14 protein-coding genes are annotated in these 16409 nt (G+C 48.8%); 9 read left to right on the top strand and 5 right to left on the bottom strand.

The features are described 5' to 3' along the window. Positions 1-65 precede the first annotated feature (65 nt). The 5 genes from G499_RS21135 to G499_RS21810 all read left to right on the top strand — a co-directional run bounded on the left by G499_RS21135 (position 66) and on the right by G499_RS21810 (position 4040). Positions 66-284, top strand: coding sequence for a hypothetical protein (locus G499_RS21135; RefSeq protein WP_026999832.1), 219 nt, complete (start codon positions 66-68; stop codon positions 282-284). Continuing rightward, on the top strand, positions 285-878 hold the full coding sequence (locus G499_RS19510) for a KilA-N domain-containing protein (protein WP_081413746.1): 594 nt from the start codon (positions 285-287) through the stop codon (positions 876-878). A 298-nt stretch (positions 879-1176) separates the two neighbouring features. After that, entirely contained in the window at positions 1177-1986 is an 810-nt protein-coding gene (locus G499_RS0110025; RefSeq protein WP_026999831.1) for a thymidylate synthase, read from the top strand. Between the two features lie 127 nt (positions 1987-2113). Continuing rightward, positions 2114-3469: a Na+/H+ antiporter NhaA gene (gene nhaA, locus G499_RS0110020; RefSeq protein WP_026999830.1), complete on the top strand. Its 1356-nt coding sequence runs from the start codon at positions 2114-2116 to the stop codon at positions 3467-3469. Between the two features lie 331 nt (positions 3470-3800). After that, positions 3801-4040 (top strand): hypothetical protein, encoded by a 240-nt coding sequence (locus G499_RS21810; protein WP_154658400.1) that lies wholly within the window; start codon positions 3801-3803, stop codon positions 4038-4040. Between the two features lie 194 nt (positions 4041-4234). Here the strand turns inward: G499_RS21810 and G499_RS0110015 are convergent, their stop codons facing one another. Then, positions 4235-5143, bottom strand: a complete 909-nt coding sequence (locus tag G499_RS0110015) for a hypothetical protein (RefSeq protein WP_026999829.1) — start codon at positions 5141-5143, stop codon at positions 4235-4237. 170 nt (positions 5144-5313) lie between these two features. Between G499_RS0110015 and G499_RS0110010 the strand changes: the two genes are divergently transcribed. Next, a complete protein-coding gene (locus G499_RS0110010) occupies positions 5314-6981 on the top strand; it encodes a formate--tetrahydrofolate ligase (protein ID WP_026999828.1) in 1668 nt (555 codons plus the stop codon). A 133-nt stretch (positions 6982-7114) separates the two neighbouring features. Beyond that, positions 7115-7768 carry a phosphatase PAP2 family protein gene (locus G499_RS19505; protein WP_051296142.1) on the top strand — a complete coding sequence of 218 codons (654 nt, stop codon included), beginning with the start codon at positions 7115-7117 and terminating at the stop codon, positions 7766-7768. A gap of 145 nt (positions 7769-7913) precedes the next feature. On the opposite strand, the gene G499_RS0110000 is transcribed toward G499_RS19505, so the two are convergent. From G499_RS0110000 to G499_RS0109985, 4 genes are all read right to left on the bottom strand, one after another. Next, on the bottom strand, positions 7914-9551 hold the full coding sequence (locus G499_RS0110000; protein ID WP_035727198.1) for a GMC family oxidoreductase: 1638 nt from the start codon (positions 9549-9551) through the stop codon (positions 7914-7916). A 138-nt stretch (positions 9552-9689) separates the two neighbouring features. Next, positions 9690-11408 (bottom strand): hypothetical protein, encoded by a 1719-nt coding sequence (locus tag G499_RS0109995; protein WP_026999826.1) that lies wholly within the window; start codon positions 11406-11408, stop codon positions 9690-9692. A gap of 34 nt (positions 11409-11442) precedes the next feature. After that, on the bottom strand, positions 11443-11802 hold the full coding sequence (locus tag G499_RS0109990; RefSeq protein WP_026999825.1) for a YraN family protein: 360 nt from the start codon (positions 11800-11802) through the stop codon (positions 11443-11445). Positions 11803-12286: 484 nt separating this feature from the next. Continuing rightward, a complete protein-coding gene (locus G499_RS0109985) occupies positions 12287-12754 on the bottom strand; it encodes a fascin domain-containing protein (protein ID WP_026999824.1) in 468 nt (155 codons plus the stop codon). Between the two features lie 151 nt (positions 12755-12905). Here G499_RS0109985 and G499_RS0109980 point away from each other — a divergent pair, with 151 nt between their 5' ends. Both G499_RS0109980 and G499_RS0109970 read left to right on the top strand, forming a co-directional pair. Further along, positions 12906-15377 (top strand): TonB-dependent receptor, encoded by a 2472-nt coding sequence (locus tag G499_RS0109980; protein ID WP_026999823.1) that lies wholly within the window; start codon positions 12906-12908, stop codon positions 15375-15377. A 217-nt stretch (positions 15378-15594) separates the two neighbouring features. After that, on the top strand, positions 15595-16344 hold the full coding sequence (locus G499_RS0109970) for a DUF7873 family protein (RefSeq protein WP_026999822.1): 750 nt from the start codon (positions 15595-15597) through the stop codon (positions 16342-16344). The last annotated feature ends 65 nt before the right edge of the window (positions 16345-16409 follow it).

Below are 16409 nucleotides of genomic sequence, written 5' to 3'. Positions count from 1 at the left end.
TTCGGGTCGGGCATCGATTGCGCTAGCATCCTTCGCACTCTCGTGCAGAGCAGCTCGAACGGCGTTTGGCCGCTTTTGCCCCTCCTGTTGCCCAAGGGCTTTTTGAAGACGACACGCGACCACGCCCCAACCTTAGCCCTGCCACTGTACAACAACTAGCCGCACGCATCGGTCTAACCTTCACCCCCGACAAACAAGCCAAGGCCAACACCTTTGCTCCGGTAGATATTTTGGATTATATCTATGCGGTTTTACCCTTTTCAAGATTAAGTATTATTAAATAAATTAGCGATTTTCAGTGTTTCATTATAATAAAATATGCTATTAAAAAATACTCATCTATAGGGTTAAAGGCTACTGCAGGCAGATACGGCGGCACATATGCACACGCTGATATTGCTTTTGAATTCGGAATGTGGATTAGTCCTGAGTTTAAGGTTTATCTCATCAAAGAGTTTAGACGGCTCAACGACGAAGAAAACGAACGTCTCAAGCTCAACTGGGATCTCAACCGAACCTTGACTAAAATCAATTACCGCATTCATACCGATGCTATCAAAGAAAGTATTGTTCCAAAAAAATTAAATAAAGAGCAAACTAGTATTATTTATGCTAGCGAAGCCGATGTATTGAATGTTGCCCTATTTGGAAAGACCGCTAAACAATGGCGAGAAGAAAACCCAGAATCAGATGGAAATATTAGAGACTATGCCACTATAGAGCAGCTTTTGGTCTTAGCCAATTTAGAGAGTCTGAATGCGGAATTTATTAAAATGGGCTTGCCACAATCCGAAAGATTAACAAAACTCAATCAAACCGCTATCAGTCAGACAAAGTCATTATCAACGAATAAAAATATCAAAAAACTAAAAGAATGATATTGTTTTTATCTGGCATCTCCCTGCCTAGTCCGAAGTGGGAAAGACATTAGAATCATTGATGACCCATCGGCCACTTTCAACGTAGTAGCTCCAAAGATGGCGCTTCGGGTAACCTAGAGTGCTTTTTTGATATAAAAATGGCGCTTTTGTGGCGTTGGCTTACAGATTGAGCTATGGGGTTTCTGAAGTGTTTGGCACAACCTTCCCCAAAATCCCCACAATATTTTCTCCACAAAAACCACAACAATCCCTACTTTTGCGGAGCGATTACTTTTGACTGACTATCCCCACGCGTATGCTTTATAATATCGAAACCCAATACCTAGCGCTCTTACAGCACCTACTCGACAAGGGAACGCCCAAGGGCGACCGCACCGGCATCGGTACCTACAGCACCTTTGGCTACCAAATGCGCCATGACCTCAGCCTAGGCTTTCCTTTGCTGACCACCAAGCGGGTACACCTCAAATCAATCATTTATGAGCTGCTCTGGTTTCTGAAAGGCGACACCAATGTGCGCTATCTGCAAGAAAACGGGGTATCCATTTGGGACGAGTGGGCCGATGAGCAGGGCGAGCTTGGCCCTGTCTATGGGGCGCAGTGGCGCTCGTGGGCTGCCGCCGATGGGCGTAAGATAGACCAAATTGCCGAGGTCTTGCGCCAAATCAAACAAACACCCGACTCCCGCCGGATGATTGTTAGCGCTTGGAATGTAGGCGAAGTAAGCGCGATGAAGCTGCCCCCCTGCCACGCCTTGTTTCAGTTTTATGTGGCCGAGGGCAAGCTCTCCTGCCAACTCTACCAGCGCAGTGCCGATGTATTCTTGGGAGTGCCCTTCAACATTGCCTCCTACGCGCTCCTGACCCTGATGGTGGCGCAGGTCTGTGGCTTGGCTCCGGGCGAATTTATATGGACAGGCGGCGACACACACCTCTACACCAATCACCTAGCCCAAGCCCAGCTCCAACTGAGCCGCAGTCCTAGGCTCTTGCCTACAATGCGCCTCAACCCTGACATTGAAGACCTTTTCGCCTTCGACTACCACGATTTCAGCCTTGAGAGCTACGACCCACATCCGGCTATCAAGGCCGAGGTAGCAGTCTAAAACAGGGGCTGCGAATACCAAACAATCTTTGGCTTTGACTGGTTTTATTTTGAAGGCCACCTTATATGCCCTATCTTTGGGATAGAGAAGGTGCATTTTTCAATTTTAAAACTATTCTTGAAGTATAATGAATCAACTAGAAACTACTCCTGTAGAGAAATGGGTACTCAAGCCGGTAGGTAATTTTATGAGCCAATCTACATCGAGCGGCATCGTATTGTTTATTTCGGCAGCGCTGGCATTGATACTCTCTAACTCACCTTGGTCGCTTGAGTTTGAGCAACTTTGGCAGACAAAGTTCAGGATAGGAATAGGTAGTTTTGAAATCAACAAGCCTTTGCAGCTTTGGATTAACGATGGGCTGATGTCGATGTTTTTCTTTGTGGTGGGCTTGGAACTGAAGCGCGAAATCATTGCCGGTGAGCTGGCTGACCCACGCAAGGCCATCTTGCCGGTAGTGGCGGGTTTGGGTGGGTTTTTGTTGCCAGCCCTGATTTACTGGACACTCAACCAAGATGCGAGTATCGAAGCAGCCAATGGTTGGGGTATCCCTATGGCTACCGATATTGCCTTTGCGCTGGGAGTGCTGTATTTGTTGGGCGATAGAGTGCCTCTTTCGCTCAAGGTATTCCTGACTGCCTTGGCCATCATCGACGACTTGGGCGCAGTACTCGTGATTGCGCTCTTCTATACTTCCAAAATCTCGTTGTTCAGCCTTGGTATCGGCGCTGTTTTCCTTAGCCTTATGATTTTGGGCAATGTGTTGGGCGTACGCAATGCGGTGTTTTATGGCGCTTTGGGGATTGTTGGCCTGTGGACAGCCTTCCTGCTTTCGGGCGTACACGCCACCATTGCAGCCGTATTGGCAGCCTTTACCATTCCGGCTAATGTCAAAATTTCTAAGCCACTGTATGTGCGCAAAATCAGGTTTTTGTTGCACACCTTTGACAAAAAATTTGACGATGAAGCCCATCAAGGCTTATTGAGCTATGAAGAGCAAAAAAACCTAGACAAGATTCAGTATGTTACCAAGGGTGTTATTCCTCCTCTCCAAAAGCTCGAACACGGGATGCACCCATTGGTAGCGTTCGTGGTAATGCCTATTTTTGCCTTTGCCAATGCGGGAGTGTCTTTTTCGGGCGATGTCCTGAGCACCTTGGCTAGCCCTGTTACCTTGGGAATTATCTTGGGTCTATTGTTGGGAAAGGTTATTGGGATTTCGGGAGCAGTATATTTGGGTATCAAGACCAAACTTGTAGTATTGCCCGAAGAAATCAGCTTTGTCAGTATCGTTGCTACATCTTTTCTGGCAGCTATTGGCTTTACGATGTCGCTGTTTATCACTACCTTGGCCTTTAGCAATGAAGCATACATCTTACAAGCCAAGGTAGGTATTTTGCTGGCCTCCCTTGTTGCCGGTGTGATTGGCTATCTGCTATTGCAGCGAAGTTTGGAGGCAGATAATGCAACAACACCTGAGTAAAAATGTCAGTTGGGCAAAGCTCCAGCCATTTTGATTAGAACCTTTAGAGCATCATCAGTAGCTCCTTGCGCGGGGGCTACTGAACGCTGTCCTGAAGCTGCTTACGCCAGTGTAGCTTCGCAGAGTACCTAGCCTCCTGTTGTAGGCGGGAGTATTGCGGACGGGTCTACCTTGACCAGTGGTGTTTCGGTATTTTTTGTACGGCCCGTGTAGAGGCGCTTTAATCAAGCAAGTTCCTTCTTTCAGGTGATAATAACCCGTGTAGGTAGTCGTACTTTTGTGGCGGCCATCCCGCACAAACGCGTCTAGATATACCAACTTAGCCTCTGTTGTGCGTCCTTCTTGGCGGTGTTGTTGCCTTATCGCTTGTCTGAGGGGTATCAAAGTACCGATAACCCCACCACGAAAGCCCGGCCAACCCTATCAGCCCCCCCATCACGACCAACAAACTCCCCAGACGCATTTTATTGGCCATGATGTCCTCATACTCCGACCAACCGACAAACACCAACACCAAGAGTCCAAAAAAACACTCAACCCTAATAGCCAGTACGCTGTATGGGCTTGGTAGTGATACATATCGTATACCATTACACCACGCCACTCTTGGCGAACAGCCGCTGGGAGTGTATGTGCTTCAACGAGACAGAGTGTGAGGGAGGAGTGGTTCATAAGTTATTTAAACTATGGCTAATGATGATTTTGATGCGCAAAAATGATTCCTTATTAGCCGTTAGCAGCTGTGGAATATATATTATGTTACCTTCAAGAAACATCCATCAGCGCAGTGTTTTTTTGATGCAGGCGCTCATATTGATTATGAATGACGACCATCAGCAACCCAAAAAGAATCGCCGAGACAATCAACAGGTTGTTTATCAGCCCCTCTACCGAAAACGATATCCGCAGCAAAATAGTAGAAATGATAAAGCCGGAGTTGCGAATTACCTTATGAAAAGTGTTGGTGTAGAAGAAAGAGAAAAGCAACAACAGCACATCCACAATAATCAGCAGCGTAAAAAACTCTTCGAAGAAGATACTATTCAGGTTCTTGAACGAAGTATCTAGGTCTTGGCTTGATACCCACACACCCATCGCCCAGTTGACAAAGGCATACACCGCCATAGCAACCAAAACCGGTACTAAACAAACGGCAACCAACTGCTTGAACCAGATGAACCGCGCTACCGGTGTAGGGATTACTTTTTGAATATCAGCAGGTTTACTGGCAATATTAGCGTGGAAGAGGTAAATAGCATAAAACAAGACAAGGGCGGTAAGCAAATCATAAGTAAACTGTAAATCCTCCTTTACAGCAAACCAATCGGTGGAGAGCTTCAGCCCCGCCAAATCCTTGAACAAACGCCGGATGATGATAAGGGTGATGATTTCGTATTGTTTGCCGATATACACCGTGATAGATTTGGGCAGGTAATACACCAACAAGTATACTTCATACACCAAGATAAACGAAAACGGAGTATAGATAGCGGCTATGGGGCTGCGCAATAGTGCTGGTACGTGGGATAGTTTGACAATGCCAAACTCCAAGAGGTAAATCAACGCCAAATGGAGCAAAAAACTAACGATGGCAATCACCAGGATGATTGCCTCGCTTCGGTGTTTGGTATGCTCCGAGAGCAGCCATTGGTAGGTTTTTTCGATACTCGACATATTTCTGATAATGAGTGGTTTAGTAGTACTGGGAGTGTAACCCCGCGTGTGCGAAAAAGGTTATGAAGCAGGCTTAAAATACGGATGTTGCCGAAAATATTGTACCTTGGAGCCTTCAGTAGAGATGCGGCTCTGCAATACTTACAACACAATACATACAAACTCTCGATATGAAATCAGACATTCAAATCGCACGCGAAACGCCACTGCAAAATATCCAAACCATTGGAGCTCAGTTGGGGCTCGGAGAAGACACGCTCATCCCCTATGGGCGCTATATGGCCAAAGTACCGCTGGAGGCATTAAGGCCGCAGGCCGCCCAAAAAGCGCATCTTATCCTTGTAACGGCCATTACACCTACCAAGGCTGGTATCGGCAAGACTACCACTTCGGTAGGCCTGGGCTTGGGACTGGCTCGCTTGGGCAAAAAAGCCATCGTGGCGCTGCGTGAGCCTTCACTAGGCCCTTGCTTCGGAATGAAGGGCGGCGCCGCTGGAGGAGGGTATGCACAGGTACTGCCGATGGAAAACATCAACTTACACTTCACCGGAGATTTTCACGCCATCACAGCGGCCAACAATATGATTGCCGCCCTGCTCGACAATTATCAATACCAACACCGAGGTACACCCGAGCAGCTCAAACAAGTACTCTGGAAGCGAGTCCTGGATGTAAACGATCGCTCCCTGCGCAACATCGTTACGGGCTTGGGCGGTGGTGCACACGGCATCCCTACCGAAACAGGTTTTGACATCACGCCCGCTTCGGAGATTATGGCCATCCTTTGTCTCGCCACCGACCTCGACGATTTGAAGGCGCGCATCTCCCGCATTCTCTTGGGCTATCGGGCAGACAATACCCCGGTGTTTGTGGGCGACCTTGGCTTTGCCGGCGCTGTTACCGTACTGCTCAAAGACGCACTCCAGCCCAACCTCGTGCAGACTACCGAAAACACTCCCGCCATCGTCCACGGAGGACCTTTTGCCAACATCGCCCACGGCTGCAACTCTGTACTGGCCACCAAGATGGCGCTCAGCTATGCCGATTATGTAGTAACAGAAGCAGGCTTTGGCGCTGATTTGGGGGCTGAAAAATTCTTCAATATCAAATGCCGTACGGCGGGTATCGCCCCCAAGGCCACGGTGATTGTGGTTACCTCGCAAGCCCTCAAACTGCACGGCGGCGTACCCGAAGCCGACATTAAGCAGCCTCACCCCGAAGGCCTACAAAGAGGCTTGGCCAACCTCGACAAACACATTCAAAATATGAAGGCTTTCGGGCAGTCGGTCGTAGTGGCGTTCAACCAATACCACTTCGACACAGAAGCCGAGATGCAAATGGTACAGCAACACGTAGCGCGTCAAGGAGTACGCTTTGCCCGCAACAACAGTTTTACCCACGGAGGTGCCGGAGCCGAAGCCTTGGCGCAGGCCGTGGTAGACACCATCGCCCAACAATCCGCTGACCCCATACGCTTCAGCTATGCCGATAGCGACGACATCGCCACCAAAATCAACAAAGTAGCCACGCAAGTATACGGCGCCCGCTCGGTCAGCTTTGCCCCCAAAGCCCAGCAGATGCTCAAGCGCATCAGCCAGCTCGGCCTCGACCACCTGCCCGTCTGCATTGCCAAAACACAGTACTCCTTCTCCGCCGATGCCGCAGCTTTGGGCGTAGCGACTGATTTTGAGCTGCCTGTAGCCTCCCTCGTCATCAACAGTGGGGCAGGCTTTATTGTCGCCGTTTGTGGGGATATCATGCGTATGCCGGGGTTACCCAAGAATCCACAAGCCTTACACATCGACATCGTCGATGGCGAGGTAGAAGGGCTGAGCTAAATCCACCAAAAAGCAGTAACACTATGGGACGGCCTAGTGTCGCTGCTTCCGAAAAGCGCTAGGACCTTTATTCCTAGCGCTTTTTTTGTAGTTTTGCCACAGTAACACACATTGTCCTCAAGTCAAATCGATTATGCTTCAAACCCTCCGCCAAACGCTCATCCAAAACTATTTGTTTTTTACATTTTTGCTCGTGTACCTCATCTCTGGTGGGATATGGCTGGGCAATGCCCTCAAAGGAGAGATGGTTTTGTGGCTGAATGGAGCACATACGCCACTATTAGATATATTTTTTAAATATGCGACCTGGATAGGTGATGGAATTTTTTATGGCCTTGTCGCGCTTATATTTTTAGCGTTTCATTATGGGCGTGGGCTGATACTGGTGATTGCGTTGGCTCTAAACTCGTTGGCAGCTCAGTTGCTCAAACGCTTTGTGTTTCCGGATGCTCTCCGTCCTAAGGCTTTTTTTGGGACAGACCAATGGATTCATTATGTGCCCGGGGTAGAAGTCCACGCCTACAATAGCTTCCCATCGGGGCACTCTACCACCGCTTTTTCGGTATGCTTGTTATTGGCTATTTTTAGTAAAAAACCCTGGGTAGGAGGGCTGCTATTTGTAATAGCCTTGCTAGCGTCTATTTCGCGGGTATACCTAGCACAGCATTTTTTTGAAGACACCTATGCCGGCGCTGTACTAGGTACTGGCCTGACTTGGTTGTTGTATCTCTGGCTCAGCCCTAGGTTGGAACAACACTCCAAACTTCAACGTGGGTTTTTGAAATAAAACAGTAGGCTTTCGGAGATTTTTGGAAAAGTATCTCGAAGCCGGAGCTCCGAGATAAGTTGGGGTCTCATTTGGGGGTAAAATAACACTTAACCCACAGTTTGAGCTGTGGAGCTTGAAAATGCCCAGTGGCGTGGTTCCTTATCTAATTCCCGTAGGCAGCAGTGGTTTTGAGGCTAGAAACCTTACCCAGAATCATATCAGCGGCCTTTTCGGCAATCATCATTACAGGAGCATTGGTGTTGCCATTGGTGATTTCGGGCATAATTGACGCATCCACAACCCGAAGACCTTCCAAACCGTGTACGCGCAGCTCGGCATCGACTACGGCCATTTCGTCAGTACCCATCTTACAAGTACCCACAGGATGGTATACCGTTTCGAGGGTTTTGCGGATGTGTGTACGCAGTTTGTCGTCGTTGTGTGGTAGTGGCGGATAGTGCATCTCTTTTCGGGTATGGGCAAATGCATTGGAGAGCAGTAGGCGTTGCGCAACTTTGGTGGCTGCGAGCAAGGTTTCCATATCCTCTTCTGCACTGAGGAAGTTGGGCTGAATCAGCGGTGCATCCAAGGGGTTAGCTGAGCGCAAACCCACATAGCCACGGCTTTTGGGCTTGAGCAAGGTGGGCAAGATAGAAAAGCCGTCAATCTTAGGATAGGTATCGGGGTTATAGAAGTCTATGCTGGGGTCATAATCCGATGTGCCGGCCTGCACCGGAGCCCAGTGCATCTGCATATCGGGGATGGCAAGCTCAGGATTGCTTTTCAGAAAAGAAACCGACTCCAGAGGGCTGGCCGCAAAAGGGCCTCGTTTCCAAATCAGGTACTTGAACAGGTTGCCGATGGTCTCGGCGGAGTTAAGCGTGTTTTTTTGGTTAGACAAACAGCCGACGACGACCAGCAAGTGGTCTTGGAGATTTTGGCCAACACCAGGAAGGTCGTGGATACTGACAATGCCGTGGGGGCGCAGCTCAGCAGGGTTGCCTACACCAGAGCGCATCAGCAGCTGAGGCGAGTTGAAGCTCCCTGCCGCCAGAAGGATTTCTTGCGAAGCCTGTACCTCTTGGCGCTGACCGCGCTTGTCGAGGTATACGATACCAATGGCGCGTTTGCCATCAAAAACAATCCGCTCGCTCAGGGCGTGTGTGATGACAGTCAGATTGGGGCGGCTCATCGCCGGCTTGAGGAAGGCCCTTGCGGCGCTGAATCTTTGCCCGTTTTTGACTGTAAACTGCGCCCGAGTGGCTCCCTCTTGGTCTGCTCCATTGACATCCTCTACCACTGGATAGCCTAGCTCGCGATGTGCTTGTAAGAAACTCTCCAAAAGAGGACTTTGGTAGGCCTGGTGTGTTACATTGAGTAGACCGCCCTGTTGGTGGTAGGCATTGCTAAACTGCTCGTTATGCTCTGATTTGAGAAAATACGGCAGCACTTCTTCATAGCGCCAGCCGGGGTTGCCAGCCTTGGCCCAGTCGTCGTAGTCTTGGGCATTGCCTCGGATGTAAATCATCGCATTGGTAGAGCTGCAGCCGCCGAGGGTTTTGCCACGGGGGAGGTAAATCCGGCGGTTGTCTACGTGAGCCTGAGGCTCGGTGCTGTAGGCCCAGTCTACTTCGGTGCGGTTGAGCTTACCATAGCCCGCCGGAATATGGATTTCCTTACGTTTGTCCTTGCCTCCGGCTTCGAGTAAAAGCACCTGTGTGTTGGGGTTTTCGCTTAGGCGGTTGGCCAAGATGCAGCCTGCCGTGCCAGCCCCGACAATGATGTAGTCATAACGCTTCATAAACGTTGGTATTAATATGGAGAATGTAGGTTAGTCAGCTCAAATATGCTAATTTTCTCCAAAAAATGCAATAAAAGCACCTATTGTTTATTATTCTTGGTTACCTACAAGGCACAGGCAATGGCCGTGCACGGTCTGTTATTTGGTATTGAGCACATAAACAAACTCCGGCTCTACGGCGATGATACCGCTTTGGGTGGCAAAAAGACGTGTTTGGTCGCTCAGTAGGCGGCAGTCCATCGTCTGGAGTATTTGGAAGTCTTGGGCACTGCGGATGATGAGCTGGTCATCAGCAGGCTCAAACACCAACCCTCCCTGAGGAGTAGGCTTGAAAGCTACTTGTTTGTGGTGGGAGAGGGTCTGGCCGCTGAGTTGCATCTGCAAACCATTGATACTGAAATACTCGTGCCGCAAGCTGGTTTCTTGTTGTAGGGTTTGGATAAAGGACGCAATACCGACCGTACCGCTGATAAAGACCTGCTGGAGTCGTTCTCCGGCTTTGAAGCTGGAGAGTGTCTTGCCTGAGTGATAAAACACATACGAAACCCCACCTACGTGTTGCATTACCCCGCCGGGGTGGAGTGTGAAGCCCTTACCAAAAACAGGTACTTGCTCTACCCGTACATTGGTTTGGAGCAATTCATCTACAAAAACATAGCGCAAGTATTCCTCGTCCACACAAACCAAGACGGAGTCTACCATACAGGTACGCATTCCTTCGTGGAGTTGGAAATTGGTAATGGGAGTCCATTTGCCACCGCTCTGAGGCATCCAAAGCTGGTTGTGGCGGCGAGCCAGGCAGTTAGTCTTGCCAACATACATCGCCTCCCATTCGTCAGCATTGGTTTCGTGGCGACGTTGAGGGCTTCCCTGCGCTATGGTATCCCATACGAGGCGGCGCTGGTTGGTGCTGAGGTAGCCCAAAGTATCGGTAAAATAAGCGTCTTCGATGCGCTCACCGGGGGCTAAGGTGTACAATTCCTTCATCACGAGGCGATCTTGGCTCAACACTAGCGTAGTGGCCATCGATGGTGCGGCTACTACCGCAGGTTGGCTGCTGAGGGACAGTAAGAAACGCTCCCCTTGTACAAAAATGCGCTCAAACTGCATCTGTAAATCTGGCACAACAATAGGCATAAAACACTTGGGGGTAATCAGCTCGGGGTCTTGGGCAAACACCGGAATCTTGTGTAGCATCCGCTCCGCAATAGAGCGGTATTGTTTATGAACTCCTTTGAAAGGGTGGGTGTAGGTAAACAGATTGAACAAGATGACAGCCAAGGCAAAATAGTCGCTTTCTTGCGATACATGGCCTTGGTAGAGATAGTCGCGGATTTCGTCGAGCAGCAGGCCGGAGTGGGTATGGATGGGTGTTTCGTATGCGTCTACATCGATAAAACGCACCTCACCGTCGGGCGTAACGAGGATGTTGAGACCGCTGAGGTCGCCGATAGTGATGTCGTTGCGGTGTGCGAGGGCCACGGCTGCGACCATCTGCTCGGCGATTTTTTGCTTTCTGGGAAGGTCAATCTGGTAGCTGGCGCAGAAGTTTTTGTTGAATAAGGCTGCCAAGGGTACAAAGTCATTGGAGAGGTACTCCATCACAAAACCCAAAATCTCCAAAGATTTTTTGGCAGGATAAATCAATGCCTGCGGACGCACAAACACAGATGCGTCCAAGACCTTGAGCGCATCTTTTTGCGCTTGGGACATATGCTTGTTGTTGGGATCGAGGTAGATTTTGGCGACATGGCCGGGCATTTCGGGGATGGTCAGGATTTTGCCCTCCCCACCACGTTTGATTTCGTTTTTGTCTGCAATAGTAATACTGAGGCCATCTTCGGTATAAGCTTTCATAAATCATTTGAGGGCAGGTGGTGGTATACAAGTATTAGATGAGCGCGTCCTCAAAATGGATGATTTCGAGCTGCTGGGGGAGCTTTCGTAGCGCCACAATGTCAAAACGGATAGGGCCTTGCCATTGTTGCTCCTCTTGATAGTGTTCGGCAGCAAGGAAGATATTCTGGATTTGAGTATCAGAAAGCGTTTCTTCGGGCAGGTCGTAGCCGTTGTCTTTGCGCCATTTGACCTCTACAAAAACCAAGAGCTTGTCTTGATAGCTAAAAATAAGGTCTATCTCTGCACGTCGGTAGCGGTAATTGCGCGACAAAAGGCGGTAACCTTTTTGAGTCAAAAAATCAATGGCTATGGTTTCGCCTTGGCTGCCTTGGTTTTGAGTAGGAGACGGCATTTTCTAATGATTTTGAGTAGTTGATACCCACCCTGATGAATGGACTCATATTCGGCGTTATAGATGATGTCAGAAGCTCGTCGCAACTCAATCTGATAGTGGGCTTTATCACATTCTTTTTGGGCGATACTCAGTTTGTGAGTAAGATTTAATCCATCAATAGTATGTTGGCCTCCCGAATGTTAAGGCCTTCTGGTGTACCGCTACGTAGTAATTGTTTCGCTAAAACGAACACCTGTTTTGATAGGCTTAGCCCACGACTAAAAGCGTGGGAGGGCTATGACGAGCATTTTTAATGATGTAGCAGCCAAAGAGCTGCATTTGGGTGTCGATTAAGAGCGGATAAACAAACTCCTAAATTCGGACGGCAAAAGTAAATGACCAGTCTTACTTGTTGTTCATATTCACATCATTCAATGTTGACAATCATTTGATAATTAGCCACAAAAAGTCCGAGTAAAAGTGTAAAGCCATACTTCATACTTCAAAAACCCACAAGCTCAAACCTTGCATTTTGTTGGGTATCAAAACCCTTGGCACTGACTTTACCAGCATTATCTACCTGTACATACGTGCCATAGTGTGTTTTGAAGGCAAACTGTTTGTTGCCGAGGTCTATCAACTCAAAAGTCTGCCACTCTCCGACTGCCTCCGCATTGGCCGACAGCTGAAAGTGTGCGCGAGCCCTCCCCTCACCTTCGGCAGTGAGGTATTTATTGAGTGAGGTTTTGAGCGCGACCATATTCTTATCTGCATAGATAAACACTATTTCAAGCTGTGTGGCGCTCGTTCCCTGCTCAGTGGTACTGGTCAGGCTGCCGTCGTCGTTTATCTTGATAAACTGGCCGCTGGTCGTTTTTAGTTGTACTGACTGGCTCTCCTGCGCATAGCTCTGAAGGCCAATAAATAGGCAAAAGAGCAAGATATGTAACATTTTAGGCTGGATACTCATACACATTGTTGTTGGTTGTGAAATTAAAACGTATTAGGGGGTCAAAGGTTACTTTGGGCGAAAACCCAAATCCATTTGCGTGTTTACCTGTTTAAGCAGTATAATTTTGTGGCAATAAAACGACTCCATTTACCCAATGAATAACAAGTGTATGCAATTTAGTATTTTTCACCAGTACACAAAAAAGAAACCAACACAGCAGGCTGCTGTCATCATATTGTTTTTATGCTTTTTGGGGCTAAGCAATATTGGCGTATACGCGCAGGGTGTCAAAGGACAACTGTTTGAAGAGGGGAGCCAAGAGCCCTTGCCAATGGCCGTAGTGGTTTTGTATGGAGCCAAGGACTCTGCTATGGTCAAGTCGGCTGTCAGCAACATCGAGGGGCAGTTTCAACTAGATCAGCTCAAGCCCGGACAGTATTACCTAGAGGTCAATATGATGGGCTATCAAAAAACCAAGATTCCTTTAGAATATAAGGGCGGCAATTGGGTAGATATGGGCGCTATTCAGGCCAAAAGCAGCAGCGTAGGCCTAGAAGAGGTGGTTGTACAAGCCCGCCAAGAAATGATGATCAATACTGCTGAGGGGACACTCATCCGTGCCGATGCCAACATCGCTCAGGCAGGGGGGACAGTGCTTGATTTGTTGCGCAATGTGCCCGGCGTGGTCGTTGATGCAGACGGCAATGTAACCTTGCGTGGCACTAGCGTCAACGTACTAATTGATGGCCGCAACTCCGGCCTGGCCGGAGGCATTGGGGGGCAGAGCAATTTGGCACAAATCCCTGCCAGTGCTGTCGAAACCATCGAAATATCTCCCACAGCCAGCGCCAAATATGATGCAGAGGGCGAGGGTGGGGTCATCAATATCCGCCTCAAAAAAGCCAAGAACGACGGTAATAATGGCAGCGTAAACCTTAGTGCTGGCACACAAGACCTCTACAGCGGCTCTGTACGCCTCAATATGAAACGCAACAAGGTCAATGTATTTGTAGGGTACGATGGCCGCTTCGACCGTCGCCTAGGTTTCGCTACTACCGACCGCCGCATTTTTGGCGAAAACAACTTCGGCATCAGCCAACGCAATGAGTTTAACAATACCGACTATAGCCATAACTTTTTGGGAGGCATTGATTACGACCTCACCCCTCGCACACGGATTGGCTTTGAGGGGCTATATACACTCAACTACCGAGACGACGACGAGTCGCTGCGTAGCCGCTTCCTAGATGCCAACCAAGCGCTGACAGAGCAAAATCTGCGTACTAACCGCGAGATTGACAACCGCACAATGTATGAGTTTGCCTTCACTTTCCGCCATCGCTTTACCCAAAAAGGGCGTGAACTAAGCGCTTCATACAGCCAGACAGGGCGCGACCGTACCGAAAACACCGACATCTCTACCTTTTTATTAGATGCCGAAGGGGCACAGCTCAATCAAGACCCATTCTTGCAACGTACCCTTAACCAAGACCCCTATACGCTCTCTACGGCGCAAATCGACTATACCCAGCCTTTGGCCAAAAACCATACACTCGAAACAGGATACAAAGCCATTATCCGAAATCTCCGTACCAATACCGGTATCGATAATTTCCGCCGCAATGACCAAGTGTGGGACCCTGTGGTAGCCAACCGGTTCAATTATGACGAACAGGTACACGCCCTCTACCTTATTTTCAAAGGCAGACTGAGTGAAAAATGGGACTACAACCTAGGCCTCCGTGCAGAGCAGACTTTTGTAGAGGGGCTTTCCAACGCAGACAATAACCGCTTTCGCAAAGAATATTTCAATTTCTTCCCCAATTTGCGCATCGGATATCAGATTGCCCAAACACAAACCATCCGCCTCAACCACGCTACACGCATCAACCGCCCCGGCTTCTGGTGGCTCAACCCCTTTGTCGATATTACGGACTCACTCAATATCCGTACGGGTAACCCCGACCTCGACCCCGAAATTATTCATTCTACAGAGTTGACTTACAACTGGATAGGCAAGAAATTCACTTTCAGCCCCTCGCTCTTCTTCCGATTCCGCGAAAACGCCATTCAGCGCGTCGTAACGGTAGACGAATTTGGCGTGTCTACTTTCCGCCCTCTCAACGCCGGAACAGCCTACACCGCCGGGGTAGAGATGGTCGGTACTTGGCAGGTAGCCGATTGGTGGGATATGAATGCCAATTACTCTTTGTTCCAAAACCAAGTCAATGCTACTGGAGTAGATGCCATCGATGTGGTGCAAAGCACGCTTTCGTGGAACGCCCGACTGATTAGTAATTTCACCCTGCCCAAGGACTTCCGACTACAGTTTATTGGTAACTATAGCTCACCATTTGCCATCGCACAAGGCGAAATCATCGAGCGCTATTTTGTAGACCTAGGCCTACAAACCAAGATTATGCAAAAGAAAGGAACCCTTGGCCTAGTAGTAACAGATGTGTTCAACACCCTAGAGTTTGGCTTCCGTACTTTTGGCGATACCTTTGAGCAATCACGGGTATTCAAACGCAACACCCAACGGGTCATCTTGAGCTTCTCTTACCAGTTTGGCAAGGCTAGCAGAGACCAAGACCGCCGCCGCAGAAGCGGAGGACCTATGGATGAAGGTATGGACTTCTAAAAACCACGTTTTTGATGTACAAGCTCCTCGTGAGTAAAAGTCATCCCGATTTTTTTGGGATGACTTTTTTGCTTGTGCTCAATCCATTCATGACCCATCACAGCCTGTTGCTAAAACCGATTGCACCTTTCATAAAACTCGGCCAGAATCCATAACCAACTGCTGCCACTTTCCGTATATAAGGGCCTAACTGCTCACTAACCAAACCTATTTTTCTATGGCCAACAAACTACACGAACTCCTCGCCGTAGAGCAAGACCGCCGCAATAAGGCCAACGAGGCCGTTGGCGAAGCTAAGAAAATATTCACCAAAAATGACTCTTATTTCGACGGCTTGGTCAAGAAGTATGTGTCGATGGAAGAAGATTCTGAGCTGATTCCGGACGAGACGAAGGAGATGGTCAAGACTGTCAAGCAGCAACTCGAAGAGACGCAACAGAGCATCATCACTGCCCTCGATGCCACCATCTCGAAAGAAGAAACCAATGCGGCCAATGTAGCTAAGGCTGAGCTGGAAGTAAATGGAGTGAAGTTTGGTGCTTTTTCGGCTACTACTTTGCTGGCGCTCGAATCGCAGCTCAACAAAATACTCGACCTTTATAAAAATATTCCGCTGCTCGATACCACCCGAAAGTGGCATTTTGACACACAGCAGGGCTTTTTTAAAACCGATGAGGAGGTCAAGTTCCGCAGTATCAAACGCCCCAAGGTGATTGTAAAATATGAGGCCACCGAAAAGCATCCGGCACAGACAGAGCTGGTAAACCTTGATTTTCAGGTGGGTAAATACGAAACTACTTACTATTCCGGCAAGCTTACACCAATGCAAAAAAGCGAGATGGTCAAGCGCATTGAGCAGCTCCTAGAGGCTGTAAAAGTAGCCCGCGCCAAGGCCAACAATGTCGAAGTAGTAAAGGTGAATGTGGGCAAGCAACTGTTTGACTTCATCCACAAGGACTTGCTGTAAGCCCCCTGCGGGCTTATAGCTTGAAGAGCAGAGCTAGTCTTAACCTTAGTCTGAGCCTAAAAAAC

The sequence above is a fragment of the Eisenibacter elegans DSM 3317 genome (assembly GCF_000430505.1).
Taxonomy (GTDB): Bacteria; Bacteroidota; Bacteroidia; order Cytophagales; family Microscillaceae; genus Eisenibacter; species Eisenibacter elegans.
The sequence above is the reverse complement of the archived record's forward strand: the minus strand, read 5'-3'. Positions and strand labels throughout refer to the sequence as shown.

Bases quoted from the DNA above. Each gene is read 5' to 3' on its own strand.
- G499_RS0110025 (WP_026999831.1), top strand. From the start codon at position 1,177: ATGCTTTATAATATCGAAACCCAATACCTAGCGCTCTTACAGCACCTA.
- nhaA (WP_026999830.1), top strand. From the start codon at position 2,114: ATGAATCAACTAGAAACTACTCCTGTAGAGAAATGGGTACTCAAGCCG.
- G499_RS0110015 (WP_026999829.1), bottom strand. From the start codon at position 5,143: ATGTCGAGTATCGAAAAAACCTACCAATGGCTGCTCTCGGAGCATACC.
- G499_RS0110010 (WP_026999828.1), top strand. From the start codon at position 5,314: ATGAAATCAGACATTCAAATCGCACGCGAAACGCCACTGCAAAATATC.
- G499_RS19505 (WP_051296142.1), top strand. From the start codon at position 7,115: ATGCTTCAAACCCTCCGCCAAACGCTCATCCAAAACTATTTGTTTTTT.
- G499_RS0110000 (WP_035727198.1), bottom strand. From the start codon at position 9,551: ATGAAGCGTTATGACTACATCATTGTCGGGGCTGGCACGGCAGGCTGC.
- G499_RS0109995 (WP_026999826.1), bottom strand. From the start codon at position 11,408: ATGAAAGCTTATACCGAAGATGGCCTCAGTATTACTATTGCAGACAAA.
- G499_RS0109990 (WP_026999825.1), bottom strand. From the start codon at position 11,802: ATGCCGTCTCCTACTCAAAACCAAGGCAGCCAAGGCGAAACCATAGCC.
- G499_RS0109985 (WP_026999824.1), bottom strand. From the start codon at position 12,754: ATGAGTATCCAGCCTAAAATGTTACATATCTTGCTCTTTTGCCTATTT.
- G499_RS0109980 (WP_026999823.1), top strand. From the start codon at position 12,906: ATGCAATTTAGTATTTTTCACCAGTACACAAAAAAGAAACCAACACAG.
- G499_RS0109970 (WP_026999822.1), top strand. From the start codon at position 15,595: ATGGCCAACAAACTACACGAACTCCTCGCCGTAGAGCAAGACCGCCGC.